We start from the raw sequence: 24709 nt of genomic DNA, 5'->3' as shown, positions 1-24709 counted from the left end.
CCGTGCGGCTCATCGATCCTGGGGCCTCTTCGCCGTGCGGCTCATCGCACAATCTCGGTGACCTATGCCAACCTGATGTGGTGAACGCCGCCGAAAATGACCACCAAGGCCCGCCGATCTGTGTACTCGGCCTCGGGCTCATCGGCGGCTCCGTGGTCCGCGCGGCCACCGCCGCGGGGCGGCATGTCTGGGGGTACAACCGCTCCACGGAGGGCGCAGACGCCGCACGGGCGGCCGGTTTCGATGCCACCGCCGATCTGGATCTGGCGTTGCGGCGCGCCCGTAACGCCAGTGCTCTCATCGTGCTCGCGGTACCGGTGCCGGCTCTGCCCGCACTCCTCACACGCATCGCGGAGCTGGCCCCCGAATGCCCGCTCACCGACGTCACCAGCGTCAAATCCGCTGTCCTAGAAAAGGTGTCCGAGCACGGGTTGAGAGAGCGATTCGTCGGCGGCCACCCCATGGCGGGGACCACCGAATCGGGGTGGCGCGCCGGGGACGCCAAGCTTTTTCGCGACGCGACCTGGGTGGTCAGCGTCGACGACGACGTCGATCCGCAGGTGTTCGCACAGGTAACCCGGCTGGCCCTGGATTGCGGATCCGTCGTGGTGCCGGCACGCTCGGATGAGCACGACGCGGCCGCCGCTGCCATCTCGCACCTGCCCCACCTGCTGGCCGAGGCCCTGGCCGTCACCGCCGACGGGATCCCGCTGGCGTACTCCCTGGCCGCCGGATCGTTCCGGGACGGCACCCGGGTCGCCGCCACCGATCCGTCGCTGGTGCGCGCCATGTGCGAGTCGAATCCGCACGGTGTGCTGCCGGCCCTGGAAGAGGCCATGGCGCTGCTCGCGGCGACGTGGAACACGCTGAAGGCCGAGAGCTCGGTGGAGCTCCTGGTAGAGGCCGGCCATGCCGCGCGGCAGCGGTATGAGGCACACGAACGATTCGACATCACCGGCGTCAGCCGGAACGACCCGCAGTGGCGCGAGCAGCTGGCCGAAGCCGGGCGGCAGGGCGGCGTGCTGCGGACCGTGCCCTAGATCCGGATGGCCAGACCGGGGTATTCCAGCAGGAATCCCTCGTCATCGACGGTGACGACGGTGTCGGCCACCGGCGAGACCACCTTGATGCCCTTGCCGTCATTGCGGTAGCTGATGGTGGCGGGGCTAACGGCCAAATCCGGAAGGGTCACGTAGACAACGGGCAGCACCGCGCTACCTTCCTGCTGGTAAAGGCCCGTCCGCCGGATCGGCAGCGCATTGAAGAACGGGCTGAACACCACGTCGACGTCCAGTGCTCCGTCGAAGGCGGAGCGTGTCGCGCCCTCGTGGTTCTGCACGGTCCACATGCCCTCTTCGTCCCGGGCAATCGACAGCTGACGTTCTCTTTCGGCAACCGTGGTCGACAGGGACAACCGATTCGTGGAGCCCGTCTCGTCGGTCACCAAATCGTATGAAGCGCTGAAAGCGGGATGCGCGTCGGACGCGCCGGCCACAAAGCGGCCATGTGCACGGATACGCCGGCCCGATAGTTGGACCCGGGTGGATTCCATGCGCGACGCGTCATGGGCGCGCCAGGTCAGCACGGCAGGTCCGGCCGCCGTGTCGGTCTGACTGGGGTTACTCACCCGTCTACCGTAGGCGACCGCGCAACTTGAGCCCCCGTGAGCCCTTTCTGCCTCTCAGCACCCCCGTTTGTGCGCGACAAACGTGTCATCGAGTTCAGCGGTCCAGCCCGTGTCATCCGCGATCGCCACGTAAACGCCGATCGTCGGCCCGTAATAGGCCTTGAAGAAGCCTCGCGCGGAGCCGGCCGCAGCCGTCCGGTGCCCGGGGCCGACAGCCATACCGCGAAGGCGAGGATCGCGTCCAGCAGCAAGGCCAGCGCGGTCACCAAGAGCGCGCCGACCAACGCCAGGTGGAACTGCCGGACCTTGATGCCGTCGATGAGGTACCGGCCAAGCCCGCCGAGGCTGGCGTAGGCAGCGACGGTCGCGGTCGCCACGATCTGCAGGGTCGCTGTCCGCAGGCCCGACAGGATGAGCGGCAATGCGTTGGGCACCTCGACACCGAACAGCACTTGACGTTCTGTCATCCCCATGGCCCGCGCCGCCTCCACCACCGTGCGGTCCACGTTGGCGATGCCGGAGTAGGTTCCCGCCAGCAGCGGCGGCACCCCCAGCAGCAGCAACGCGACGGTCGGCGGAATCAGACCCAAGCCCCACAGCAGCACACCCAACAGCAGCACACCCAGCGTCGGCAGCGCGCGCAGCGCATTCACCGCGCTGACCACCAGAAACGTGCCGCGACCCGTGTGCCCGATGAGCAGACCCATGGGCACCGCGATGACAACAGCGGCCAGCACGGCGATCACGGTGTACTGGAGGTGTTCGCCAATCCGCATGCCCAGCCCGCTGTTGCCCGTCCAATGAGACGCGGTGAATATGTAGCCGAGCGCATCGGAGAGAAAGTTCACACTGCACCAACAGCTTTCGTCGCTCTGGCCCACGGTGTCGCAGCGCGGCCCAAGACCACCAGGAGCGAATCGACGACGACGGCCAGCAGAAAGATCGCGACGATTCCGGCGACGATCTGACTGCTCTTATTGGCCTGGTAGCCCTCGGTGAACCAGGTTCCCAGGCCGCCGATGCCGATCACCGAGCCCACCGAGACCATCGAGATATTGGTAACGGCAACAACTCTCAAACCCGCCACCAACACCGGTATGGACAGCGGCAGCTCGACCCGGACAAGGCGGCCCAACGGGCGATACCCCACCGCGGTGGCCGCGTCACGCACCTGTGGGGCAATGGCATCGAGGGCCTCCGGTACGGCACGGATCAGCAACGCCGTGGTGTACAGCGTCAGCGCGACCATCACATTCGCCTCATCGAGTATCCGGGTGGGAATGATGAGGGGTAACGCCACGAACAACGCCAGCGACGGGATGGTGAACACGATGCTGGCGATCAGCGTGGTGACCCGCCGCGCGGTCCGGTGCCGGTGAATCAGCGCGCCACAAGGAATTGCGATGACCAACCCGATGAGGATGGGGACCAGCGACAGCCGCATGTGGATCAGCGAGAGCTGCCAAGCGTCCGCGAGATGGGTGAAGAGATATCGCATCTCACCGCTGCCTGGTACGTCGTTGCCGATCCAGCGCGATGAGCACGTCGTCGCCCCGAACGCCGCCGCGTACGCGGCCGTCCTCGTCGGTGGCCACGCCCAGTCCCGACGGCGAGGACAGCGCGGCATCGAGAGCCTGCCGCAGTGTCCCGTCCGGACCGAGCAATGATCCTCCCGCTATCACGCTGTCGTATAACGACTTTCCCGAGCGGTAGACCTCCGCTCCGGCATCGTCCATCCAGCCGAATGGTGTTCCGTCGAGATTGCAGACAAGCACCCAGCTGCGCGGGGCGATGATGAGGTCACGGACCTCATCCTCAACGATCTGCCTGATCTCATACAACGGCAGCTCTCCCGCCTCACGGAATTGCAGGCTTCGGTAGCCCCGATCGCGCCCGATGAATCCGGCAACGAAATCGCTTGCCGGGTTGGATAACACCCGCTCAGGCTCGTCATACTGCTGCAGTACCCCGCCGGGTCCGAAGACTGCCACCTTGTCCCCGAGTTTGACGGCCTCGTCGATATCGTGCGTGACAAAGACGATGGTCTTGTTGAGCTCGGCCTGTAGGCGCTGCATCTCGGCCTGCAGGTCATCACGCACATTCGGGTCGACGGCGCTGAACGGTTCGTCCATCAACAGGATCGGCGGGTCTGCGGCAAGGGCACGTGCCACTCCGACACGTTGTTGTTGACCTCCAGAGAGCTGTGCCGGGTATCTGCTGGCCAGTTTCGGATCCAGTCCCACCCGTTCCAGAACGTCGAGTGCCGCCTTGCGCGCCGCGCGCCGGGATTCGCCACGCAACACCGGCACCGTCGCCACATTGTCGACCACGCGCTGATGCGGCATCAGGCCGGCGTTCTGGATGACATACCCGATGCCCAACCGCAGTTTGACCGGATCCACTGTCTTAACGTCTGCTCCGTCGACGATCAGAACGCCGGACGTGAGATCGGTCATTCTGTTGATCATCCGCATCGAGGTGGTCTTGCCGCATCCCGATGGCCCCACGAACACCGTGAATGAACCCTTGTCGACGTGCATGGTCAGATCGTCGACCGCCGTCGTCCCGTCGGGGTACTTCTTGGTGACATTCTCGAAGGTGATCATGCGATCAGTTCCCTATCGGTTTGTCGAAACCCTTGTCCGTCAACCACTTCTGCGCAGCTTCTTTGGGATCGACGCCGTTGTTGCCGGACACCGCAGCGTTGAGCTTGGTGAGGTCCTCGGTGGTCAATCGCGCGGACAGTGCGTCGAGCACCTTCTTCAACTTCTCGGATTTCTTCTGCGCGTTGACCAACGGCACCAGATTGCCGGCCGGAAAGGTGAATGTGGGATCGTCTAAGACCACCAGATCGTGCTCGGCGATGGCCGGCGAGGTGCTGAAAATGTTGGCCGCGGTGATCGTTCCGTCCACTAACGCCCTGACCGTCGCCGGCCCTCCACCATCGCTGATGGCCACGAAACGCGACTCCGGGATGTCCAGACCGTAGTTGGCCTTGAGCCCGGCCAAGCCAACGCTACGGTGCAGGAACTCCGATGGCGCACCGACCTTTACCTCTTCCGAGTGCGCCGCAAGGTCGGCGATGGAATGCAGATTCCATCTGTCGGCAGTGGCCCTGGTGACACAGAGTGTGTCCGCGTCCGAGGCCGGCGATGGGGACAGAACGTCCAGATCTCCGTCGAGCTTGCGTAGCAGTGCCAGCTCTACGTCGTCGGGTTTAGTGGCGGTGGCATCTGGATCGAAGTAGCGCAGCAGATTTCCGGTGTAGTCGGCAATGAGGTCGATCGAATGGTCCTTTACCGCCGGGATGTACGTCTCGCGGCTGCCGATGCCCAACTGCTTGGTGATGTGAAAGCCGTTGGTCTGCAGTATCTGCGCGTAGAGCTCGGCGACTATCTTCGATTCAGGAAAGTCGGCCGAGCCGACGATCAATGTGTTGAGGTCACCCGAAAGGGGGCCTCCACCCAGGGGATTGGCGCTGCCGCAGCCACTGAGGACAACCGCGGCCATGACGGCGGCGAGGAGTCGTGCGGCCCAGCGCATCCTCCAACAGTAACCGGGCGACCGTCGCCTCGCCCTGCTTTACCGTCAGGAAGATTCCGGTGGCTAATCGGCAGGGGCCATCGTTTCGGGACTCCCATCCGACCCCGCCAGGAGCTCTGGCAAATATTTTAGGACCGTCTCCGCCTGCTCGTCGGGAAGCAGCTGGCGAGCGAGGACATTCGCGCCGATGATCATCAACATGGTGGCGTTGGCCCGGTCTCGCGCCTGCTGCTGGCCGATCTCCGGACGCTGTGCGCGCATCACCTGCGATAGGAGATCGGCACCGGTCTCACCGAAGCTTGCCCACAGTGCCTGCCCCAATTCGGGGTCGGTACGCATCTGGCCGAGAAGGGCAGGCGCTGCCGCGACGACATCCGGTCGTTTGAAGAGTTCCGCTGTGTACGAGCAGGATTCCCGGACCCAGTCGCCGACTCCTGCCGCTGCACTCATCTCCCGGGTGGGTACGGTCCAACCGAAGACCGCCTCGAACACGAGGTGTGCGCGCGAGGGCCACCGGCGGTACAACGCGGGCTTGCCCACGCCGGCCCGCTCGGCGATCGCAACCATGGTGGTGGCATCCCACCCCTGCTCCACCAGGAGCTCACGCGCCGCAGCAAGTGCCTTGATGTCGATATCGGAGCTGCGGCGGCGGCCCCGGCCCACAGGTATCTCGTCGGTACTCATTGCAAATAACGGTACACCATGTAACGTATTGAAAACGTTGAGGCGTGGGTCACAAACAGAAAGGCAGCCGATGGCAGGAATTCTTTCCGGTAAAACGGTGGTGATATCGGGTGTGGGCACCGGATTGGGCCGCGAGGTCGCACTCAAGGCACACCAGGATGGCGCGAATGTGGTGCTCGGTGCGCGCACCCGGGAAAATCTTGCGAACCTCGCGGCTGAACTCGACGACACGGGAGGCACCGCCGCCTGGGCCGTCACCGACATCACCGACGCGCAAGCGTGCCAGGGCCTCATCGACACTGCCATCGGAAGGTTCGGCGCGGTGGACGCATTGGTGAACGTCGCGGCCAAGGAGGATGTGTTCGGCGGTATCGAGGGCGCGGATCTGACGCAGTGGCAGGCGATGCTCAGCACGAACGTCATCGGCACGCTCCAACTCGTTCAGGTGGCCGTACCGCACCTGAAACGGAAGGGTGGCGCAGTCGTCTTTATCGGTTCGCAATCGGCGTTCCATCCGCAGTTGCCCCAGTCCGCGTACGCGACATCCAAGGGAGCACTACAGAACGCCATGTACCAGCTGGCGAAGGAGCTGGGGCCGCACAAGATCCGGCTCAACATGGTGGTACCGACCTGGATGTACGGGCCGCCCATCCAGCTGTACATCGGTCTTGTCGCCCAGCAGCGCGGCATCACCGAAGCGGAGGTGCTGGCGGAACTGACGGCCAAGTTCCCGCTGGGCGAGATGCCCGCCGATGAAGACGTCGCCGACGCGGTGGTGTTCTTCGCATCCGATCGGGCACGCATGGTGACCGGGCAGACCTTATTCGTCAATGGCGGTGAGTTCTTCCGATGAGCGCTTCGGCGAAGAAAGTGAGTAGAGCATGAGTGATAAATATCCTGTCATCGTTTGGGGCACAGGGGTTGTCGGCAAGCTGGTGATCCGCGAGCTGTTGGATCATCCGGTATTCGAGCTGGCAGCCGTCCTGGCGCACGATCCCGCCAAGGACGGTGTGGACGCCGGAACCCTGGTCGGCAGCCACCCGATCGGACTGGCGGCCACCACCGATATCGACGCCGCATTGGGCACTGAGGGCACCGTCGCGTACTTCGGGCCGACCGCGCAGTATGCGCTGGAAAACATCGACAACATGTCCCGGGCGCTGCGCAGTGGGCACAACATCGTCTCCACCGCGATGACGCCGTGGGTGTACCCGCAGGTGTGCCCGCCCGAGATGCTGACCGATATCACGCAGGCCTGCGCGGACGGCAGGACTTCCTGTTTCACCACCGGTATCGACCCCGGCTTCGCGAACGACCTGTTCCCGATGACCCTGCTCGGCGTAGGCGGGCGAGTGGATTCCGTACTGGTGCAAGAGCTTCTGGACTACCAGTACTACAACGGTGATTTCAGTATGCCGATGGGACTGGGCGCACCCCTGGACCAGCCGGCGGTGCTGGAGATCCCCGAGGTGCTGATCCTGGCGTGGGGCCACACCATTCCGATGATCGCCGACGCCGTCGGGGTGAAGCTCGACAAGATCGACACCGTCTACGAAAAGTGGGCCACTCCCACCGAGATCGCCTACGGCGCCGAGCCCAACACCGGCACCATCGAGGCAGGACATTGCGCTGCGGTGCGATTTGAGATCCGCGGCTGGGTAGGCGGAAAGCCGAAGATCGTGATCGAGCACGTCAACCGAATCACCAACGACACCGCGCCGCATTGGCCGCGGGCACAGTCGGTCGACAACGATGCCTACCGCATCGAGATCAAGGGCAGCCCGAACATCACCCAGGAGACCGTATTCCGTGACGAACGCACCGGTGACGGCGCGATCGGTGGCTGCCTTGCCACCGGGATGCGCGCCATTAACGCGATACCAGCGGTTATCGACGCTAAACCAGGCCTCCTGACGCCACTGGATCTGCCATTGATCGCGGGCCAAGGCACCATCCGCGCCTGACCTGTGCCGAGCGTCGGCCTTTCGCAATATCCACGCGACCTTTCCTGCGAAAAGCCGACCTCCGGCGCTTGCAATAAGCGCCCATGTAGCAAATGATGAACTGATGACCAGTGACCCCGGTACGACTCCGGACTCTCCGGTTGCCGACACCTCGATCGACTTCCCCGTCGGGGAGCAGCCACCGCTGCCCGCCACGAAGCCCGCCAAGAAGGCTGCCAAGAAGGAAGACGCGGTCACGCGGACTCGGGCCGCGGCCACCTGGACGGGCGTCATCCTCGGCCTCTTGATACTGATCCTGCTGCTGATCTTCATCACGCAGAACATGAACACGGTCACCACATCGTTCTTGGCCTGGCACCTCAACCTGCCGCTGGGCGTGACGGTGCTCATCGCGGCTGTCGCGGGTGCGCTGTTGACGGCGCTGGTGGGCATCGTGCGCATCGTGCAGCTGCGGCGCGCGGCGAAGAAGAACCTGAAGGCCTAGGACCCGACTACAGTTCGGCGCATGACGGCGCTGACCTGGCGTGGACGCGCGACGGCACTTGTCCGTAAGGCTCTCAAAGACAAGCCCATACCACTGGCTGACGCGAAGCATTTCGATGACGCCGAGGTTGTCACGATGCTGCGGATGCTTGGCATCGCGATGCTCGAAGTCGGTCAGCCCACCAACCTGGTGTTGGCGAAGTTGCATGACATCGCACCGCGATACACCGACAAGGAACTACGCGCCGTCGTCCTGCCGACGGTTCTGATCATCCAGATCGACGGCGTCACCGGGCAGCTGGAAGTGGAGGAATCCACCCGCAGCACAGCGCAGTTGGACCAGGCCGGCCATATCGACACCATCGCCGACATGGCCGTCGCCGGGGCAATCGCACCGGCCGAAGCCATCGCACGAATCTACGAGATCCGTTGTTTGAAACCACGTTTCGGGACGATGATCACCGTTATCGGTCACACCATCCTGACCCTTGGCTTCGGACTGGCGCTGGCGCCAACCTCCTCGGCGCTACCCGCCTACCTAGTATTGGGCCTGATTGTCGGCGTGTTGATGTTGGCGACCAATCCCATGCCCACCCTGGCCGCCACGATGCCCGCCGTGGCCGCCTTCGTGGTGACGGTGATCAGCACGTTCATCGTCGCGAACGTGCCCAGCGAGGGTCTCGCCCGCGTGGTGGCGCCAGCTTTGATCGCCGTGCTCCCCGGGGTGACACTCACCATCGGAGCGCTGGAGCTGACGAGTACCCAACTGATGGCCGGGTCCACCCGCATCGTGTACGGCATCGCACAACTGATGCTGTTGGCGTTCGGTGTGGTGATCGGCGTGAAAGTGGCTGGGCCACCGGAGCCCTCTGCACTGGGACCGCCACTGGGCAGCTGGACGATCGCGCTGGCGGTGCCGGTGATTGCGGTGGGGTTCTATCTGTACAAGTCCGCACCGCGCGGATCGCTCATCTGGCTGATTCTGGCGATAGGCGTCGCCATGCTGGGACAGCGGCTCGGCGGCTTGTTCCTGGCACCGGCGATGACGGGCTTCATCGGGGCCGTCGCCGTGGTTCCTTTTGCCCTGTTCGCGGCGCGGTTCAAAGGAGCGCCTTCGGCAATCGTGTTGCTCCTGGCCGCCTTCTGGTGTCTGGTGCCGGGTGCGTTGAGCTTCGTGAATGTCAGCGAGGTCGCCGCCACCGGCCATGCCAACCTCACCGCGCTGCTCGACACCTGCATGGCCATCTTCTCCATCGCGCTCGGACTTCTGGTGGGGGCGAGCCTGCACCGCGGTATGCGCTACGCACTCACCATCAGCCGGTAGCGTATTTCGCCAGCTCGATCCGGGCCACCACACCGCGATGCACCTCGTCGGGGCCGTCGGCCAGCCGCAGCGCACGGGCATTCACCCAGGCTGCCGCCAGCGGAAAATCGTTGGAAAGCCCACCGCCGCCATGGATCTGAATCGCCATATCGATGATCTGCTGGGCCATGTTCGGTGCGGCCACCTTGATCTCTGAAACCGCCGACAACGCACCCATGATGCCCACGGTGTCCAGCAGCCAGGCGGCATGCAGCACCAGCAGGCGGGTCTGGTTGATCGCGATGCGGGCGTCGGCGATGCGCTCGCGGTTTCCGCCCAGGTTCACCAACGGTTTTCCGAACGCGGTGCGGTCCAGTCCACGCCGGCACGCGTGCTCAAGCGCCACCTCGGCCAGGCCGATCAGGCGCATCGCATGGTGCACCCGGCCCGGCCCCAGCCGTCCCTGAGCGATCTCGAATCCCTTGCCCGGTCCCGCGATGAAGGCATCGACAGGGAGGCGCACATTCTCGAAAGACACCACACCGTGGCCTCCCGGCTCGTCGTAGAACCCCATCGTGGGCAACATCCGTTCGATCGTGACGCCCGGGGTGTCCACCGGGACAAGCACCATCGAGTGGCGCGCGTACCGATGCGCGCCAGGGTCGGTCAGCCCCATGAAGATGATCACCTTGCAATCGGGATGACCGACGCCGGTGCTCCACCACTTGCGGCCATTGATCACCACCTCGTCACCGTCGACGATGGCGGTGGCCGCCATGTTCGTGGCATCGGAGGACGCGACATCGGGCTCCGTCATACAGAAGGCAGACCGGATATCGCCCTCCAGCAGCGGTTCGAGCCACACCTCCTTCTGCTCCTGGCTGCCGTATCGATGCAGTACCTCCATGTTCCCCGAATCCGGTGCGTTGCAGTTGAACACGGTGGGCGCGAAGAGCGATCGGCCCATCTGCTCGGCCAGCGGCGCGTACTCGGAGTTGGACAGCCCACCACCGAGCTCCGGATCCGGCAGGAAGAGGTTCCACAATCCGGCGGCGCGTGCCTTCGCCTTCAACGCATCCAACTCCGGAGGCACGGCCCAGAGCTCGGCCGTCGTACCGGCACGCGCCCCCAGTAGCTGGTCGTGATGGGCCAGCACCGCGCGTTCCACCGGCATGATCTCCGTGTCGATGAACTCCCGGACGGTGGCGGTCAGTTCTGCGGCGCGGGCAGAGGGGGCGAAGTCCATCTGTCCGATGCTAGGGCGGTGGGCGCGGCACGTGACAAACTTCGACATATGAGCATGCGCCGGGCCTCGGTACTGACGCTCACCACCATGACCATCGGCGGGCTTATCGGCATCATCGTCTCCCTCATCCTGAACGTATTCGTGTTCGATGAGTTCGACGCCTATGGCGAGGTCAAGATCCCAGGCAACACGCAGCTGGAACTGCCGGCCGGCGAGGTGACCATCAGCTTTCGCTCCTGGGTGTCCGGTGACAACGGGCTGCTCATCCCCCGGCTCGGTATGTCGATCTTTCCGCCGGCGGGAGTGGCGGAGCCCGAGGTACACGAGAGCATCGGAAGCTCGACGACGGTGAATGGCGACGCCCGCCGTCGGGTATGGGTCGCGCAGATCCCCGCTGCCGCTACCTACGACGTGCAGGTCGACGGTGAGGTCAACGGGTTCGTCAATCCACGCCTTGCGTTCGGGCACAGCAGCTCGTATTGGCGTTTCACCTGGGGCTTCGCCGGACTGCTCGGCGCCGCGGCGGTTGGCTGGATCGTCTATCTACTGACGAGATCACGGGCTATCCATGCGCCGCCCCCGATAGCTGCACCAGCGGTCGCATCTTACGAACCCACTGACGATGGGATTCGCATCGAACAACTTAAATCTCTTGCCGCCCTGCGTGATTCCGGCGCTCTCACCCAGGCGGAGTTCGAGGCCGAGAAGCGGCGACTCCTCGACGGCGGCTAGTCGATACGATTCCCTGTATGGGCGTCATTTACCTGGTCCGGCATGGTCAGGCTGCCAACTACTCCAGCAGCCCTGATAGCCCGTTGACCAGCATCGGACAGCGACAGGCCGCCACCGTGGCGACCGAGCTCACCCGCCGCGGCCTGCGTGGCACCCGGCTCCTGCACGGCGGAATGAAGCGGCAACGCCAGACCGGCGAGGCCATCGCGCTCGCACTGGCATCGGAGCCGCAGCAGGATGACCGGTGGGATGAATACGACTACAAGGAGATTGTCGGCAACTCACGGATGCGGCGCCTGGCGTCCGTGAACACCGTCAAGAGCCTGGCGAAGGGCGACACCCAGGCCGTTCTGGAGGACGGCCTGGCGAAGTGGGCGAGCACCGATTCATCGGGCGAATATGCAGAAAGCTACACCCGCTTTCAGCAGCGCGTACTGGCCGCGCTGGCCGACGCCGCCACGCGCGAGGGCGACACCGTGGTCGCAACCTCCGCCGGAGTCATCGGGATGATCGTCGCGAACCTCTGGGCCACGGACGGGGGCAGCTGCGTGCCGAATTGGCTTACTGCACAACGTGTTATCATCAACTCGTCGGTCACCTCGCTGGTCAACGGCAAGCGCGGACTGAGTCTGCTCTCCTTCAACGACCACACTCATCTGATCGGCGATGGCGGCAACCGGGATCTGGTGACCTACCGCTAGTCCTCGAGTGCGCAGGGGGACGACGCGGTGACCACATATACATGGACCCCATTGCCGCGCACATCTTCACGCGCGCTCACGATGTAGCCGGCGTCATCGCGATAGGTCCGGCTGTTCGGCGGCTCGGGCTCCGGCCGCTTGCTCTGTTGGCGGCGAAATCCCTTACTGGACAACGATTCCAGGCGATTCAGTACCCCCGAAATCAGTTCCGGAGTCGGGTCCGCGAAATCGCGCTGCAGGCGCAACCACCACGGGGGGCCCTCCGGGAGGGCCGAGTTGTAGCTCGTGCGGCAGCCCATCCGCTCGATGTCATTGACACCCGGTTCCACTTTCTCCGCGGTGACGAACGCCAGATTCTCGGCTGTGACCCGCAGAGCTTCGGACATCTTCACCGATGTGGGTTCCATGCTCTTATTGCCTCCTTGCTCGCTGTCCGCACCGGGGTTGCACGACACCGCAACCAACATCGCCAATCCCGCCATCACGGCCGTCCATGCGCGCCTCATCGAACCTGCACCTTCCGGCCGAGTCCCGGATTGTCTGTGACATGCGGATTGCCGTAGGGGTCTTCCCATTTGGGATTGGTCGGGAGTGTGAATGGGCCGATCTTGGCCCCCGACAACCATTGATCGCCGTACGCCTTGGCGATGTCTTTCACCGATTCGTTCAGGCTGCTGTCGTCCCCGAGATTGATGTCGACATTGTTCGACTCGATGCCTCGTTCGACATAGGTGGTCACCTCGCCTCCCTTGATCACGTTCGCCATGTTCTGGAACGCATCCGAGCGTGGATCGTCCCAATAACTACCGTGCCCGTTGGGGCCGAACACGACCTCACCGGGATGATTCTTGTTCTCGTCGCTGTAGTAGCCGGTATCGAGGCGTGTGACGCCGGGAATCGAATCCGGATCTCCGCCAAGCGGATTACCCGCATGCGGGTTGCCTATATCGCCGTCCGGCGCCCGTGGAATTACCGGCGGGAGGTCCAGATTGACCCCCGGGAACGGGGAGAATCTGGTGGGGATATCGCTGTCGCGTGGAGCGAGTTGCGCGGCACCGATGAGGTCGCCGGGAGCGGTCATGGAGAACCGCTGGACATTCGGATTGGGGTTATGCCACTCGGTGCTGAGGATGCCCGTCCCGGCGGATGACGCATACAGCACGCGGTCGGCCCGTAGCCCCATCTGTTCGGCGGTACCGACAATGGATCCACCATACGAGTGCCCAATGTAGGTGGTGGGCGTACCGGGCGCGTGGCGGGCCACCTCCGCGTCAAGCTCCTTGCCGAACGAGACGAGTTGCGGTGCCATCGCCAATCCGTAGGACGGGTCGGTCGCCTTGTCCAGTCCCTGCGGGAAATCGTTCTCCATATAGAGGAACACCGGCGACCCACTCTGTTTCGCCAGATTGACGGCAGAATCATGGTTGTTTCTGCTGCCGTTGAGGTTGGTGTTGGTGCCGGGCACATAGACCCCGACGCCCGGCGCCCCGGGTTTGAGATCGCCGATCTGTTCGATCATCCGGCCGTTGCCCTCGGTCGAGAACATGACGAACTTGCGATCTATCTTGAAATCGGCAGGCGAGCCTCCGGCCGGAATCGTCGCGAACGGGTCGTCCATGGGTTCGAGCATCGCCCTGAGCTGATCGACCCGCGCCTGACCGGGTGACGGATTCTGAAGTTCGTCGATGAGCGCGTTCCTGATGTTGATCTCGTTGGCGTCCGCACGAACGTCGAAGGGCACCCCATTGGTGTTCCCCATGAACTCGGGGTCGGCGATGACCATCTGATGCACCGTCTCCGGGGGCAGCCCGTCCAGGAACACGCGACGTTCCTCCTCGGGCATGCGGCGCACCCGGTCGACGAGCGTGTCGGGATCGATCTTCTCCCCCGTCGCCAATGTGACGTCCTGCTGCCCGTCGCGCATGGCCTCCAGATCGTTGACGGCCTCTCTCAGCTTCCTGCCGTACATCTCGTCCAGCCGGGCCACCTCGTCCAGACCCGCCTGAATCCTGCGCTGATGGTCGGCGGCGGCCTGTGTCTTCGCCGAATCCGGGTGGCTGACCTCCCCGGTATCGGTAACCGTGAATCCCTCGGAGACAGCGGCGTCCACGTCCTGAAGCGTGTACTCCTTGGCGTGCTTGAGCGTTCGTCCCGCATCCTCGGCATCATCGGATAACCGGTTCAGTACATTCCGGACCTCACGACCGTGGTCCAGCTCCTGGTCGACCTTGGACCGCGCCGCATCGTGCGTCTTACCGAACCAGCCCGAGGCATCGTTGAACACACGGTCGCAGGAGTCCAACGACGCGTCCAGCGTCTGGGCGTTGTCGCGGGCGATGTCGGCGGCCTTGCTGAGCGCATCGAGATTCCAGCCCCGCAGCGCACTGATCGCCGGGCGCATCAGCGTGGCTTCAGTGCATCGAACGACGTGGCGGTCTTCTCGTCTCGCGCGGTCACGTTGGTGGCGAAGGTATCGACAAGCCCTGCCATATCCGAAAACCTGCGGGCGATCGAGGACATCGCCTTGATTCCGGGTGACGCAGCATCACGGACGGCGGCCAGCACTTCACTTCCGGAACCCGAGGCATCCTGGAACGGCGTCCAGGGCATGTCATTGATATGCAGTGTCTCGCGCAGCCACGTCTTGGAAATGGCCGCGAGCTCCTCGGTCCGAACACCGAACTCGTCGCTCATGATTCCCCTCCGCTAACTCCTCACCGGTGACTCTATCCAGTCAGACGTTCGGAGACGCGGATCGGTTTCATGCTTGTGGAGAAAGAACCAAATCGGCAGCCTTCTCGCCGAGCAATACCGACGGGGCGTGCGTGTGACCACGGATGAGGCTCGGCATCACCGACGCGTCGACCACCCGCAATCCCCGCACACCGCGCACGGTGAGATCCGGAGCGACCACGCTGGCCTCGTCCGTCCCCATCCGGCAGGTAGCGACGGGGTGATACAGGGTGTGTGAGTTGTTCTCCAGCGCGGCGACGAGTGTCTCCTCCAGGTCGTCGCCGGGGTTCCTCGGTCGCAGAATCTTGCCGAGTATCGCCCGCATCGCCGGCGTCTCGGCAATGCGGGCGGTGGTCCGCAGTCCGAACATCATGGCGGCGCGGTCCCGCCCGGCGGCATCGCTCAGGTAGCGCGGATCGATGCGCGGCTTGGCCAACGGGTCGGGTGAGGTGAGGGTGATCTCACCGCTGCTCTCCGGTTTAAGCAGGATCGGGCCCATCACGATGGCGTGCTCGGTGGCCTCGCCCAGGCCCTCATCGAAGAAGGGCGCAGGCGCGAAGATCAGCTCCAGGTCGGGTAGTGCGAGGTCGGCCCGGCTGCGCAGAAATCCGTACGCCTCACCGACGTTCGAGGTGAGCATGCCGCGATGCCGCAGGAAGAAGTTGGCGAGCTGCAGTGGCTTCTCCGCACCGTAGAGCGAGTCGGACTCGACCGCATAGCCCACCGGACAGCACAGGTGGTCGAGTAGATTCTGGCCGACCTGCGGGGCATCGACAATCACATCGATACCGAGCCCGGCAAGGCGCTTGGCGTCACCGATCCCCGAAAGCATCAACAGCTGAGGGGAATTGATGGCGCCGCCACACAGAATTACCTCGCGCCGGGCTCGCACGGTATGGGTGATGCCGTCACGCACATACTCAACACCGATCGCCCTGGTGCCGTCGAACAGCACCCGGCGCACCTGGGCCCCGGTAACCACGTTCAGGTTGCGCCGCCGCAGGCCAGGTTTGAGGTAGCCGTCCGCGGTGCTCCACCGGCGGCCGCCGCTCTGACACACCATCGTTTCCGAAAACCCCTTGGGTTCTGGAGTATTGGCTCGCTCGACGTCAAATCCGGCCTCTTTAACGGCCTCCAGCCACGCCGCGGTGCTGGAGCGGGGGCTGCGCTGTTTGGAGATCTTCAGGGCACCCTCGGTGCCCTCGTCACTCTCGGTCGCACCCTCCACCGCCTCAATACGCTTGAAGTAGGGCGCGACATTCGCAAAGGACCATTGATCGCCGGCAACCGTCGCCCAGTCGTCATAGTCGGCCGCGAACCCACGAACCCACATCATCGCGTTCATGGAGGATGAGCCGCCCAGCGTTTTCCCCCGCGGCCAATAGATCTGGCGGTTATTCAGCTGGGGTTGCGGCTCCGTGAGGTAGTCCCAGTCGACATCGCTGCGGAACAGCTTCGAGAACGCGGCGGGAATGCGGATTCCCATGTCCTTGTTCTTGGGGCCGGCCTCCAGCACCAGCACCTGATCATTGGTGCGTTCGGAAAGCCGGGTAGCCAGCGGCGCCCCCGCCGATCCCGCGCCCACGACGACATAGTCAGCTGCCAAGTCCTCAACCATGTGGGGGACGCTAGCGGACTGGACACCGCGTCGGGAGGCTTCTGGTACACGACGTCCCAGGTGTGACCGTCATGCTCACCCGATAGCGCTCAGGGGTACACCCGATAGCAGTTCGTTCCACCGATACCAAGCACGTACACGGTGTCGCAGCGCGTGAAGCTGCCGTCGGGCGCGAAGTCAGACTCACAGACTCCGCCGCCATTGCCCCACACCACGACCTTGCCGCAGGGAGCCGCCGCGGCGGGTCCGGCCAGTGCAATGCCCCCGGCCGCCAGCACGGCGGCGATACCCACTGACGCCAGTACTTTCCGCATGTCAGTTGCCTCTTCTTCATGCTCCCGGCCTCACCCTGACGCCGGATGTACCCATAGAACGCTTCCGCTTTTGGAAAAGTTTCCTTAATTGGAATGTTTGTTACTATGGCCACATGCCACCGACCAGCGGCCTGCGCGAACAGAAGAAGTCAGAGACCAAGCTGGCATTGAGTCGCGCCGCTCTGGAGCTGGCGCTGGATCGGGGCGACCTGGCGGCAGTCACCGTCGACGAGATCGCGCATGCGGTGCGCGTGTCATCGCGCACCTTCCGCAACTACTTCACCAGCAAGGAAGACGCGGTGCTGTTCTCACTACGCGGCATCGAGGACAACGCCGTCGGCCTGCTGCAACAGCGCCCTACCGACGAGCACGTGTTCGACTCGCTCGAAGCGGTGATGCTGGACCTGGCGACCTCCGAGGCCTTCGGCACCGCCGTCGCCGTCACGCGGTTGTCGGCACAGAACCCGGGCTTGGCAGCGCATGACGCGGCGCGGTCCGATGATGTGGGAACCGTCGTGCTTGCCGAAGTCAGCCGGCGCACCGGTCTGGATCCTGACGTCGACCTGTATCCGCGGTTGGTCTGCAATGCCGCCTACGCAGTCCTCGGGACGGTCATCCAGCTGGCGGTGTCCGATTCGACGCTACCGAAGAACCCCGGCGAGCTTGTCTCCCAAGGATTTCAGCGGTTGCGGGACGGGCTGGCATGAATCTGACAGCGGTTCGCATCGACGCGGGGGACGTGACGCTTCGCAAGGCGCGTGACGCCGATCGCGGGGGGTTGGTAGAGATCATGACCGATCCCGGCGTGCGCACGTATCTCGGTGGACCGCGCCCGAGGACCGACGTGGAGAGATTTCTCGACGAACACGGAGCACACGCGGCCACGGCGGCTGCGGGGGCATTTGTCGTGGCAGACAAGTCCGACGACCGGTTCGCCGGAACCATCACACTCGATCGCAGACATTCGGAGCTGCCCGGCCATGTCATCCCCGACGGCGACGAGCTGGAACTGTCGTACGTGTTCCGCCGGGACTCCTGGGGTAAGGGCTGGGCCTATCGGGCCGCGTCGGCGCTATTCGGCGCCGCCGCCGTGGAACTACCCGATCAACCGGTGCTCGTGGCAACCCAAAGCGCCAATGTGCGATCCGTCAATCTGCTGCGGCGGTTGGGATTCGAGCCCGTGTCGACGTTCATTCAGTTCGACGCCGAGCAGATCTTGGCCACGGCTTCCCTGCACCGCCTCGCACGGGATCAGCCGCGCGGCTGATCCAGCAGTGTCGCGATGCCGTACAACTCGGTTTCCTGGATCTCTTTGACGACCCGCAGCAGAATCCGTTCGTCGACGTCGTCGAGATTGACGCCCCGGTTCGTCACCGTCAGCAGTGTGCCGCCCTCGTGCTCGCGAAAGGCCACGTGACGTGTCCACCGGGCCGACTGCCCCGTGCCGGCATGGGCGTGAAGGCCCAGGGTCAAATGCTCGTAGGGGACAGCATCGAGAAACTCGACCTCGAATACGCCGCTGAACCGCGTTCCCACCACCGGCACGGTGGTCATCGTGAACGTGCTCCCCACGGTGACATCGACCGGCGGGGTATCAGGCTTGCCCCACCACGATGCCGGGTCGACGAGCGCCGACCACACGTCAGGGGGAGGATGCGGGAAATACCGCTGAACCTGTGTCATTGCTTCTCACTCACTCGTGAAGAAGTCCTGGTGCGCCCGAAGGGATTCGAACCCCTAACCTTCTGATCCGTAGTCAGATGCTCTATCCGTTGAGCTACGGGCGCGTGCTATTCAATTGTTGCAGGTCAACAGGTTTGGCCTGCAGACCGACGCGGAGGCGAGAGGATTTGAACCTCCGGTCCCCCGTAAAGGGGACAACTCATTAGCAGTGAGTCCCATTCGGCCGCTCTGGCACGCCTCCTGAACTTCCCGAGGGTACCGGAACCCATAAAATGGATTCGGAACCGCCGAGGGCACAGAGTACAGGCCCGCGCGGCCGGAAGGCAAAGCCGTTGGTCGTCATCCGGCCCAACATGCACCGATAGTCTGATGGCCGTGTCTGATCCTCTTCGCGCAAGCGGCTCATCGGTACCCGCGCGACTACGCCCCGAGCTGACCCAACTGCCGGCGTACACCCCGGGCCGCACCGTCCCCGGCGCCATCAAGCTCGCCAGTAACGAGACCGTGCAGGGACCGCTGCCGAGTGTCCGCACAGCCATCGTCGAGGCCACCGCGCAGATCAACCGGTACCCCGACAACGGGTACGCCGAACTGCGCTCGCACCTGGCTAAACACGTGGATATGCCGCCCGAGCACATTGCGGTGGGATGCGGATCCGTGAGCCTGTGCCAGCAGCTCGTGCAAATCACCGCGACGGTGGGCGACGAGGTGCTGTTCGGCTGGCGTTCCTTCGAGACCTACCCCTTGGTGGTGCGTGTCGCCGGTGCCACCCCGGTTCAGGTGCCGCTGCTCGACCACACCTACGACCTTGATGCCATGGCCGCCGCGGTGACAGACGCCACCCGGCTGATCTTCGTCTGCAACCCGAACAATCCGACCGGCACCGTGGTGCCACCCGCCGATCTGCGACGGTTCGTGGAGACGGTGCCGCCCCACATCCTCATCGCGATCGACGAGGCCTATATCGAGTACGTGCGCGAGGACGCCACCGACGAGCCGCTTGCGCAAAGTGGATCGAGCACCGATAGCATCGCTCTGCTTCGCGAACACCCCAATGTGGTTGTGTTGCGCACCTTCTCAAAGGCATACGGGCTGGCGGGACTGCGGGTGGGCTACGCCATCGGTGATCCTGACGTGATCACCACGCTGGGCAAGGTGTACGTACCGTTCAGCGCGTCCAGTCTCGCCCAGGCCGCCGCGGTCGCCTCACTCGGCGCCGCGGAGGAGCTCCTCACCCGGACCAACGACGTTGTCGCCGAGCGCACCCGGGTGACCAGCACCCTCCGGAAGGCGGGGTACGACGTGCCGCCATCGCAGGCAAACTTCGTCTGGCTACCACTGGGCGAGCGCACAGCGGAATTCGCACAAGCCTCAGCGGAGGCCCGAATCATCGTGCGCCCCTTTGGAACCGATGGCGTTCGGGTCACCATTGGCGCACCCGAGGAGAACGACGCATTCCTCGAGTTCGCGCGCACCTGGCGCTAACTCACCCTCGATAGTTGTGCGGCTTCGGCCCATTCGACGGTGAGCTCGACGACCTCACGGGCATCCGGGAGCACCAATGCCAGCGGGGTCAACGGCCCCTCTGCCACTCCGGTAAGTACACGGGCGGTCGCCACCGGGTCAACCACCGAGACCGTTACCGCCGCAACGCACTCCGCGGGTCGCACATAGAAGCGCGTGCCCGGGTCGACCAGCCCGCTGAGTTCGGCGCCGGAGATGTCCATCGCCGTGGCGCCCTCGGAAAATGAAAGAAGAACCGGGCGCAGCGAATCCACCACGAACGGACCCATCAGGCCTGCGGCCATCACCGCCTGCGAGTCATCGATCACGGGGGGATGGTCCACCTGGCCGGCGGCAATCAGCGACTGTTCCAGTAGGTACTGGTACAGCTGCACGACACGGTCGGCGTTGCGATGGTTGCGCGCGTCATGCAGCCAGAATTCGACACCCTTGACATGATCGGTACCGCCCTGCACATACAGACGATAGAAGCGGTATCCGAGATCGGGTGCACCGTGCTGTGTTTCGGCGACCGTCGCGCCTACACCCAGTGCCTTGACATACCGCGCCTCACCTTCGGCGAAGCTCAACTCCGACGAGGACACCTCGCGCCATACGGCGCCGTTGACAGATGCGTGCAGCCGAACGCTCGCCGGCTGCTGCCCGGCACCGGTACTCACCGTGAGGCCGCCCAGTTGAGGACGTTCCTTGAATTCAAACTCGATGAAGGACGGTGACTTTCGGGTTGCCGTGGGCACATTGCGTGCCACGGTGTCCAGCTCGACCCCGTTGGTGAGAAACCAGATGGCCGCCTGGGTCCCGGCGATGGCCTCGTGGTCCTTGATATTGGCCGTGCTATTTCCGCCCTCGAGAAATCCAGCCGCACGCAAGCGACGGCTCAGCTGAGCCGTCGACAGTGCCGGGAAGGAGTTGGCCAAGATCCATGCAACCTGCGATTCACGGGTACGGGCTCGCAGGTTCGCCACCGACAGCCAGTCCGCCACCGCGTAGCCCGATGGCAGGTTGGGAGCGATCCCCGCGATATCGAGCGAGTACGCCGCGATGGTGGGGTTGAGGCGAATTAAATCCGTGCGAGCAGAAGTTCCGTCAGTGAACACGACCTCGTCCACGGTGGACGAATAGGTGCCCCCGCGGTACCTCGTCAGGCGCCGTGGGAGTACCTCGGCGTTGTGGCTGCGACGCCTGCCAGTGATGCGGGCGGACGGCCATTCGACGAGCGATAGCAAAGAATGAGTGGTCATGGGTTGTTTGATCCTTGTGCCGGCGGATTGCAGCCCAGAAGCTCGATAACGTCGAAAGACAGTCGGCTGGGATGCCAGGGGCGGGGTTAGGGAATCAACAACAACAGCAACACACGGCGGCGCTGCGCGCCCCGAAGATGTCGGCGCGCAGCCCGCTGATCGCCCGAAGCCGGTGCGATGGTGCGACGTGCTGCATGCAACCAGTCTACGTACGACCGGCAGCGCGCCCTGATTTTTTGTCGGCATCCCGGCTCTGGCGGGCGCGCGCGACATGGAGTGCGCCGCGGTGCGGCGTGCCGGTGACCCGGCGGCGCTGAGTTCGGCGCACGGGTGTTCGTTACCTGATGCGCCGACCCAATCGCGATTAGGATTTCGGCCATCAGGTCTTGATCCCATTCGCCCAGGAGGAAACCGCTGTGCCCGCTGCCAAGAACGAATCCCAGGCCCTCGGCGATCTCGCCGCACGGCAGCTAGCCAATGCCACCAAGACCGTCCCTCAGCTGTCGACGATCACGCCGCGGTGGCTGCTGCATCTCCTGAACTGGGTTCCCGTCGAGGCCGGCATCTACCGGGTGAACCGCGTGATCAACCCCGACAAGGTCGCGATCCACAGCGAAGAGCAGGGCGAGGGCGAGGCCCCCCTGCCGCAGACCTACGTCGACTACGAGACCAACCCCCGCGAGTACACCCTGCGGACCATCTCGACGCTGCTCGACATCAACACCCGGGTCTCTGATCTGTACTCCAGCCCACATGACCAGATCGCCCAGCAGCTGCGCCTGACCATCGAGTCCATCAAGGAACGTCAGGAAAGCGAGCTCATCAACAACGCCGAGTACGGCCTGCTGGCCCAGGCGACACCGGAGCAGACCATCAAGACCCTCGGCGGCGCTCCCACCCCGGATGACCTGGACGCCCTGATCACGAAGGTGTGGAAGACCCCCGGCTTCTTCCTGACCCACCCGCTCGGGGTGGCGGCGTTCGGCCGCGAGGCCACCCGCCGCGGTGTGCCGCCGGTCGTGGTGAGTCTGTTCGGTGCGCAGTTCATCACCTGGCGCGGCATCCCGATCATCCCGTCGGACAAGGTTCCCGTGAAGGACGCCAAGACCAAGTTCCTGTTGGTGCGCACCGGCGAGGAGCGCCAGGGCGTCGTCGGCCTGTTCCAGCCCGGCCTGGTCGGCGAGCAGGCCCCGGGTCTCTCGGTGCGGTTCACCGGCATCAACCGGTCGGCCATTGCCTCGTACCTCGTCACCCTGTATTCGTCGCTGGCTGTGCTGACCGATGACGCACTGGCCGTTCTCGACGATGTGCAGGTGGACAAGTTCCATGTCTACAAGTGACGCGATCCCGGTAACCGACAGCCCACCTGGCTTCCCATCCGCGGCGGAGTTGTCGGCCCTGGCCACGCAGCTGTTCTGGGAGGCAACGCCTTCCGGAGCCGCACCGCCGGCGACATTCAGTTCCGGAGCCGCACCGCCGGCGACATTCAGTCCCGGAGCACCGGGTATCGACACCCCGGGTCCGGCGGTACCCGTCGCGCCCCGGGGTGTCGTGCCGGACGCAACCGCGGGGTCATCCGCGGCAGCCACGGCAGGCTCGTTGGCCAGTCCGTACGCGCTGGCACCGGTGGCGGACGCCCTATCGACGGCAACGGTGGCCCCGCCGGTCGCGGCGTTCAGTTCAGCGACCCCCGACGGTGTTCCCGGAGCGGTGCCGGTGGCACCTCGCGGGGGTGGCGGTGACCTGACATCGGGCACATCGGCCGCACATACCTCCGCAACGGGTTATCCGACTTATCCCACGACGGGGTTGGCCGATTTCGCCGTTCCCTCGGGGCTGGTTCCGACAATCCCCGGGGTGCTCGCAACCCCCTCGGTGAACTCCGGCGCAGCCGCCGCACCTCGCGTGGCTCCGTACTCGGAGGCACCAGGGGTACCGAACCTGGGTTGGACGGCTCCGGGGGCACCGGCCGGAGGCGACGAGTCGAATTACTACTTCTTGGGCGGGGCGCCTGCGGCGGCGCCGATCCACGAGGATGCGCGTGCCTTCGATGTTGCCTCGATTCGGTCGGATTTCCCAATCCTGTCCGAGACCGTCAACGGTAAGCCGCTGATCTGGTTCGACAATGCCGCGACCACGCAGAAGCCGCAGTCGGTGATCGATCGGCTGGTGCACTTCTATCAACACGAGAACTCGAATATCCACCGTGCCGCACACGAATTGGCGGCACGGGCCACCGACGCGTACGAGGATGCGCGCGGCGCCGTCCGTAAGTTCCTGGGCGCCGAGGCAGACGAGAACATCATCTTTGTGCGCGGGGCCACCGAGGCCATCAACCTGGTGGCGCACGCCTGGGGCGGTAAGAACCTCGGGCACGGGGACGAGATCGTCATCACCCACCTGGAACACCACGCCAATATCGTTCCGTGGCAGCAGATCGCGAAGAAGACCGGCGCTGTCATCAAGGTGGCCCCGGTGGATGACGCCGGTAACCTGCTGCTGTACGAGCTGGAAGACCTGGTCGGGCCGCGCACGAAACTGGTTGCGGCCACCCAGGTTTCCAATGCACTGGGCACGGTGACACCCGCCAAGCAGATCGTCGAGATCGCGCACCGCTACGGCGCTCGCGTACTCATCGACGGCGCGCAGTCGGTACCGCACCTCACGGTGAATCTGCAGGAGCTCGGCGCCGATTTCTTCGTCTTCTCGGGCCATAAGATTTACGGCCCCACCGGGATCGGTGTGCTGTACGGCAGCGAGGACGCGTTGGCGGAGACACCCCCGTGGCAGGGCGGCGGCAACATGATCGCCGATGTCACCCTGGAGCGCGCGGTGTTCCAGGGGCCGCCCAACAAGTTCGAGGCGGGCACCGGCAACATCGCCGATGCCGTCGGACTGGGTGAGGCGCTGCGGTATGTGGAGCGCATCGGCATCGACCGCATCGCTGAATACGAGCATGCGCTTCTGGAGTACGCCACTCCGCAATTGGCCGCGATACCTGGCGTAAGACTGGTGGGGACGGCCGATCACAAGGCATCGGTGCTGTCGTTCGTGCTCGACGGGCACGAACCGGTGGAGGTCGGCAAGGCACTCAACGCCGACGGCATCGCGGTGCGGGCCGGACACCACTGCGCGCAGCCGATTCTGCGGCGGCTGGGGCTGGAGCAGACGGTGCGGCCGTCGTTCGCGTTCTACAACACCTTCGACGAGATCGACGTCTTCATCGATGCGGTGCGGCGGCTGGCGGAAAGCGGTGGGCCCAAGGCGTAGTGGGGTAGGCGGCCGGTTTCTTAGCCCCGTCAGCAAAGATGTG

At 64.5% G+C, this 24709-nt stretch carries 26 protein-coding genes and 2 tRNA genes; 12 read left to right on the top strand and 16 right to left on the bottom strand.

Going from position 1 to position 24709, the window contains the following annotated elements:
- Positions 1 to 80 precede the first annotated feature (80 nt).
- Positions 81 to 1040, top strand: a complete 960-nt coding sequence (locus AC5Y5C_RS05340; RefSeq protein WP_499970596.1) for a prephenate dehydrogenase — start codon at positions 81 to 83, stop codon at positions 1038 to 1040.
- On the opposite strand, the gene AC5Y5C_RS05335 is transcribed toward AC5Y5C_RS05340, so the two are convergent.
- The 6 genes from AC5Y5C_RS05335 to AC5Y5C_RS05310 form a co-directional block, all read right to left on the bottom strand.
- Entirely contained in the window at positions 1037 to 1585 is a 549-nt protein-coding gene (locus tag AC5Y5C_RS05335) for a putative glycolipid-binding domain-containing protein (RefSeq protein ID WP_499970594.1), read from the bottom strand. The genes AC5Y5C_RS05340 and AC5Y5C_RS05335 overlap by 4 nt on opposite strands.
- Before the next feature lie 38 nt (positions 1586 to 1623).
- The gene (locus AC5Y5C_RS05330; RefSeq protein ID WP_499969747.1) at positions 1624 to 2475 is read right to left on the bottom strand and encodes an ABC transporter permease; all 852 of its coding nucleotides are present in this window, start codon (positions 2473 to 2475) and stop codon (positions 1624 to 1626) included.
- Positions 2472 to 3125, bottom strand: a complete 654-nt coding sequence (locus AC5Y5C_RS05325) for an ABC transporter permease (RefSeq protein ID WP_499969744.1) — start codon at positions 3123 to 3125, stop codon at positions 2472 to 2474. Before AC5Y5C_RS05325 ends, AC5Y5C_RS05330 begins: the two co-directional genes overlap by 4 nt.
- A 1-nt stretch (position 3126) precedes the next feature.
- Positions 3127 to 4233, bottom strand: a complete 1107-nt coding sequence (locus AC5Y5C_RS05320) for an ABC transporter ATP-binding protein (RefSeq protein WP_499969741.1) — start codon at positions 4231 to 4233, stop codon at positions 3127 to 3129.
- A 4-nt stretch (positions 4234 to 4237) separates the two neighbouring features.
- A complete protein-coding gene (locus AC5Y5C_RS05315; protein ID WP_499969736.1) occupies positions 4238 to 5170 on the bottom strand; it encodes a glycine betaine ABC transporter substrate-binding protein in 933 nt (310 codons plus the stop codon).
- 63 nt (positions 5171 to 5233) lie between these two features.
- A complete protein-coding gene (locus AC5Y5C_RS05310) occupies positions 5234 to 5854 on the bottom strand; it encodes a TetR/AcrR family transcriptional regulator (RefSeq protein ID WP_499969733.1) in 621 nt (206 codons plus the stop codon).
- 70 nt (positions 5855 to 5924) lie between these two features.
- On the opposite strand from AC5Y5C_RS05310, the gene AC5Y5C_RS05305 reads away from it, so the two are divergent.
- The 4 genes from AC5Y5C_RS05305 to AC5Y5C_RS05290 all read left to right on the top strand — a co-directional run bounded on the left by AC5Y5C_RS05305 (position 5925) and on the right by AC5Y5C_RS05290 (position 9625).
- Complete coding sequence (locus tag AC5Y5C_RS05305) at positions 5925 to 6707, top strand: SDR family oxidoreductase (RefSeq protein WP_499969731.1); 783 nt, start codon at positions 5925 to 5927, stop codon at positions 6705 to 6707.
- A 28-nt stretch (positions 6708 to 6735) separates the two neighbouring features.
- Complete coding sequence (locus AC5Y5C_RS05300; RefSeq protein WP_499969729.1) at positions 6736 to 7818, top strand: NAD(P)H-dependent amine dehydrogenase family protein; 1083 nt, start codon at positions 6736 to 6738, stop codon at positions 7816 to 7818.
- Positions 7819 to 7921: 103 nt separating this feature from the next.
- Entirely contained in the window at positions 7922 to 8302 is a 381-nt protein-coding gene (locus AC5Y5C_RS05295) for a LapA family protein (protein WP_499969725.1), read from the top strand.
- 21 nt (positions 8303 to 8323) lie between these two features.
- Positions 8324 to 9625, top strand: coding sequence for a threonine/serine exporter family protein (locus AC5Y5C_RS05290; RefSeq protein ID WP_499969722.1), 1302 nt, complete (start codon positions 8324 to 8326; stop codon positions 9623 to 9625).
- Here AC5Y5C_RS05290 and AC5Y5C_RS05285 read toward each other — a convergent pair.
- Positions 9615 to 10850 carry an acyl-CoA dehydrogenase family protein gene (locus AC5Y5C_RS05285; protein ID WP_499969718.1) on the bottom strand — a complete coding sequence of 412 codons (1236 nt, stop codon included), beginning with the start codon at positions 10848 to 10850 and terminating at the stop codon, positions 9615 to 9617. The genes AC5Y5C_RS05290 and AC5Y5C_RS05285 overlap by 11 nt on opposite strands.
- A 48-nt stretch (positions 10851 to 10898) precedes the next feature.
- On the opposite strand from AC5Y5C_RS05285, the gene AC5Y5C_RS05280 reads away from it, so the two are divergent.
- Entirely contained in the window at positions 10899 to 11582 is a 684-nt protein-coding gene (locus AC5Y5C_RS05280) for an SHOCT domain-containing protein (RefSeq protein WP_499969716.1), read from the top strand.
- A gap of 17 nt (positions 11583 to 11599) precedes the next feature.
- The gene (locus AC5Y5C_RS05275; protein WP_499969714.1) at positions 11600 to 12283 is read left to right on the top strand and encodes a histidine phosphatase family protein; all 684 of its coding nucleotides are present in this window, start codon (positions 11600 to 11602) and stop codon (positions 12281 to 12283) included.
- Here AC5Y5C_RS05275 and AC5Y5C_RS05270 read toward each other — a convergent pair.
- The 5 genes from AC5Y5C_RS05270 to AC5Y5C_RS05250 form a co-directional block, all read right to left on the bottom strand.
- Positions 12280 to 12789, bottom strand: coding sequence for a hypothetical protein (locus tag AC5Y5C_RS05270; RefSeq protein WP_499969710.1), 510 nt, complete (start codon positions 12787 to 12789; stop codon positions 12280 to 12282). The two genes, AC5Y5C_RS05275 and AC5Y5C_RS05270, sit on opposite strands and share 4 nt — an antisense overlap.
- Positions 12786 to 14684: an alpha/beta hydrolase gene (locus AC5Y5C_RS05265; RefSeq protein WP_499969706.1), complete on the bottom strand. Its 1899-nt coding sequence runs from the start codon at positions 14682 to 14684 to the stop codon at positions 12786 to 12788. The genes AC5Y5C_RS05270 and AC5Y5C_RS05265 overlap by 4 nt, the downstream gene beginning before the upstream one ends.
- Positions 14684 to 14977: a hypothetical protein gene (locus tag AC5Y5C_RS05260; RefSeq protein ID WP_499969703.1), complete on the bottom strand. Its 294-nt coding sequence runs from the start codon at positions 14975 to 14977 to the stop codon at positions 14684 to 14686. The genes AC5Y5C_RS05265 and AC5Y5C_RS05260 overlap by 1 nt, the downstream gene beginning before the upstream one ends.
- Before the next feature lie 67 nt (positions 14978 to 15044).
- The gene (locus AC5Y5C_RS05255) at positions 15045 to 16634 is read right to left on the bottom strand and encodes a GMC family oxidoreductase (protein ID WP_499969700.1); all 1590 of its coding nucleotides are present in this window, start codon (positions 16632 to 16634) and stop codon (positions 15045 to 15047) included.
- An 89-nt stretch (positions 16635 to 16723) separates the two neighbouring features.
- The gene (locus AC5Y5C_RS05250; protein ID WP_499969697.1) at positions 16724 to 16948 is read right to left on the bottom strand and encodes a hypothetical protein; all 225 of its coding nucleotides are present in this window, start codon (positions 16946 to 16948) and stop codon (positions 16724 to 16726) included.
- A gap of 113 nt (positions 16949 to 17061) precedes the next feature.
- On the opposite strand from AC5Y5C_RS05250, the gene AC5Y5C_RS05245 reads away from it, so the two are divergent.
- Together AC5Y5C_RS05245 and AC5Y5C_RS05240 are read left to right on the top strand one after the other, a co-directional pair.
- On the top strand, positions 17062 to 17655 hold the full coding sequence (locus AC5Y5C_RS05245) for a TetR/AcrR family transcriptional regulator (RefSeq protein ID WP_499969694.1): 594 nt from the start codon (positions 17062 to 17064) through the stop codon (positions 17653 to 17655).
- On the top strand, positions 17652 to 18215 hold the full coding sequence (locus AC5Y5C_RS05240; protein WP_499969691.1) for a GNAT family N-acetyltransferase: 564 nt from the start codon (positions 17652 to 17654) through the stop codon (positions 18213 to 18215). Before AC5Y5C_RS05245 ends, AC5Y5C_RS05240 begins: the two co-directional genes overlap by 4 nt.
- Here AC5Y5C_RS05240 and AC5Y5C_RS05235 read toward each other — a convergent pair.
- The 3 genes from AC5Y5C_RS05235 to AC5Y5C_RS05225 all read right to left on the bottom strand — a co-directional run bounded on the left by AC5Y5C_RS05235 (position 18200) and on the right by AC5Y5C_RS05225 (position 18872).
- Positions 18200 to 18631 (bottom strand): SRPBCC family protein, encoded by a 432-nt coding sequence (locus AC5Y5C_RS05235; protein WP_499969689.1) that lies wholly within the window; start codon positions 18629 to 18631, stop codon positions 18200 to 18202. The genes AC5Y5C_RS05240 and AC5Y5C_RS05235 overlap by 16 nt on opposite strands.
- A 28-nt stretch (positions 18632 to 18659) precedes the next feature.
- Positions 18660 to 18735, bottom strand: a tRNA-Arg gene (locus AC5Y5C_RS05230).
- A gap of 48 nt (positions 18736 to 18783) precedes the next feature.
- Positions 18784 to 18872 (bottom strand) — tRNA-Ser (locus tag AC5Y5C_RS05225).
- Positions 18873 to 19006: 134 nt separating this feature from the next.
- Here AC5Y5C_RS05225 and hisC point away from each other — a divergent pair.
- Positions 19007 to 20116 (top strand): histidinol-phosphate transaminase, encoded by a 1110-nt coding sequence (hisC, locus tag AC5Y5C_RS05220; protein ID WP_499969687.1) that lies wholly within the window; start codon positions 19007 to 19009, stop codon positions 20114 to 20116.
- Here the strand turns inward: hisC and AC5Y5C_RS05215 are convergent.
- Positions 20113 to 21396 carry a TQXA domain-containing protein gene (locus AC5Y5C_RS05215; protein ID WP_499969685.1) on the bottom strand — a complete coding sequence of 428 codons (1284 nt, stop codon included), beginning with the start codon at positions 21394 to 21396 and terminating at the stop codon, positions 20113 to 20115. The genes hisC and AC5Y5C_RS05215 overlap by 4 nt on opposite strands.
- A 416-nt stretch (positions 21397 to 21812) precedes the next feature.
- Between AC5Y5C_RS05215 and AC5Y5C_RS05210 the strand changes: the two genes are divergently transcribed.
- Positions 21813 to 22736: a family 2A encapsulin nanocompartment shell protein gene (locus AC5Y5C_RS05210; RefSeq protein ID WP_070937495.1), complete on the top strand. Its 924-nt coding sequence runs from the start codon at positions 21813 to 21815 to the stop codon at positions 22734 to 22736.
- Positions 22723 to 24666, top strand: a complete 1944-nt coding sequence (locus AC5Y5C_RS05205; protein WP_499969683.1) for a family 2A encapsulin nanocompartment cargo protein cysteine desulfurase — start codon at positions 22723 to 22725, stop codon at positions 24664 to 24666. The genes AC5Y5C_RS05210 and AC5Y5C_RS05205 overlap by 14 nt, the downstream gene beginning before the upstream one ends.
- Positions 24667 to 24709 lie beyond the last annotated feature (43 nt).

The organism is Mycobacterium sp. NGS15, from assembly GCF_059813245.1.
The sequence above is the reverse complement of the archived record's forward strand: the minus strand, read 5'-3'. Positions and strand labels throughout refer to the sequence as shown.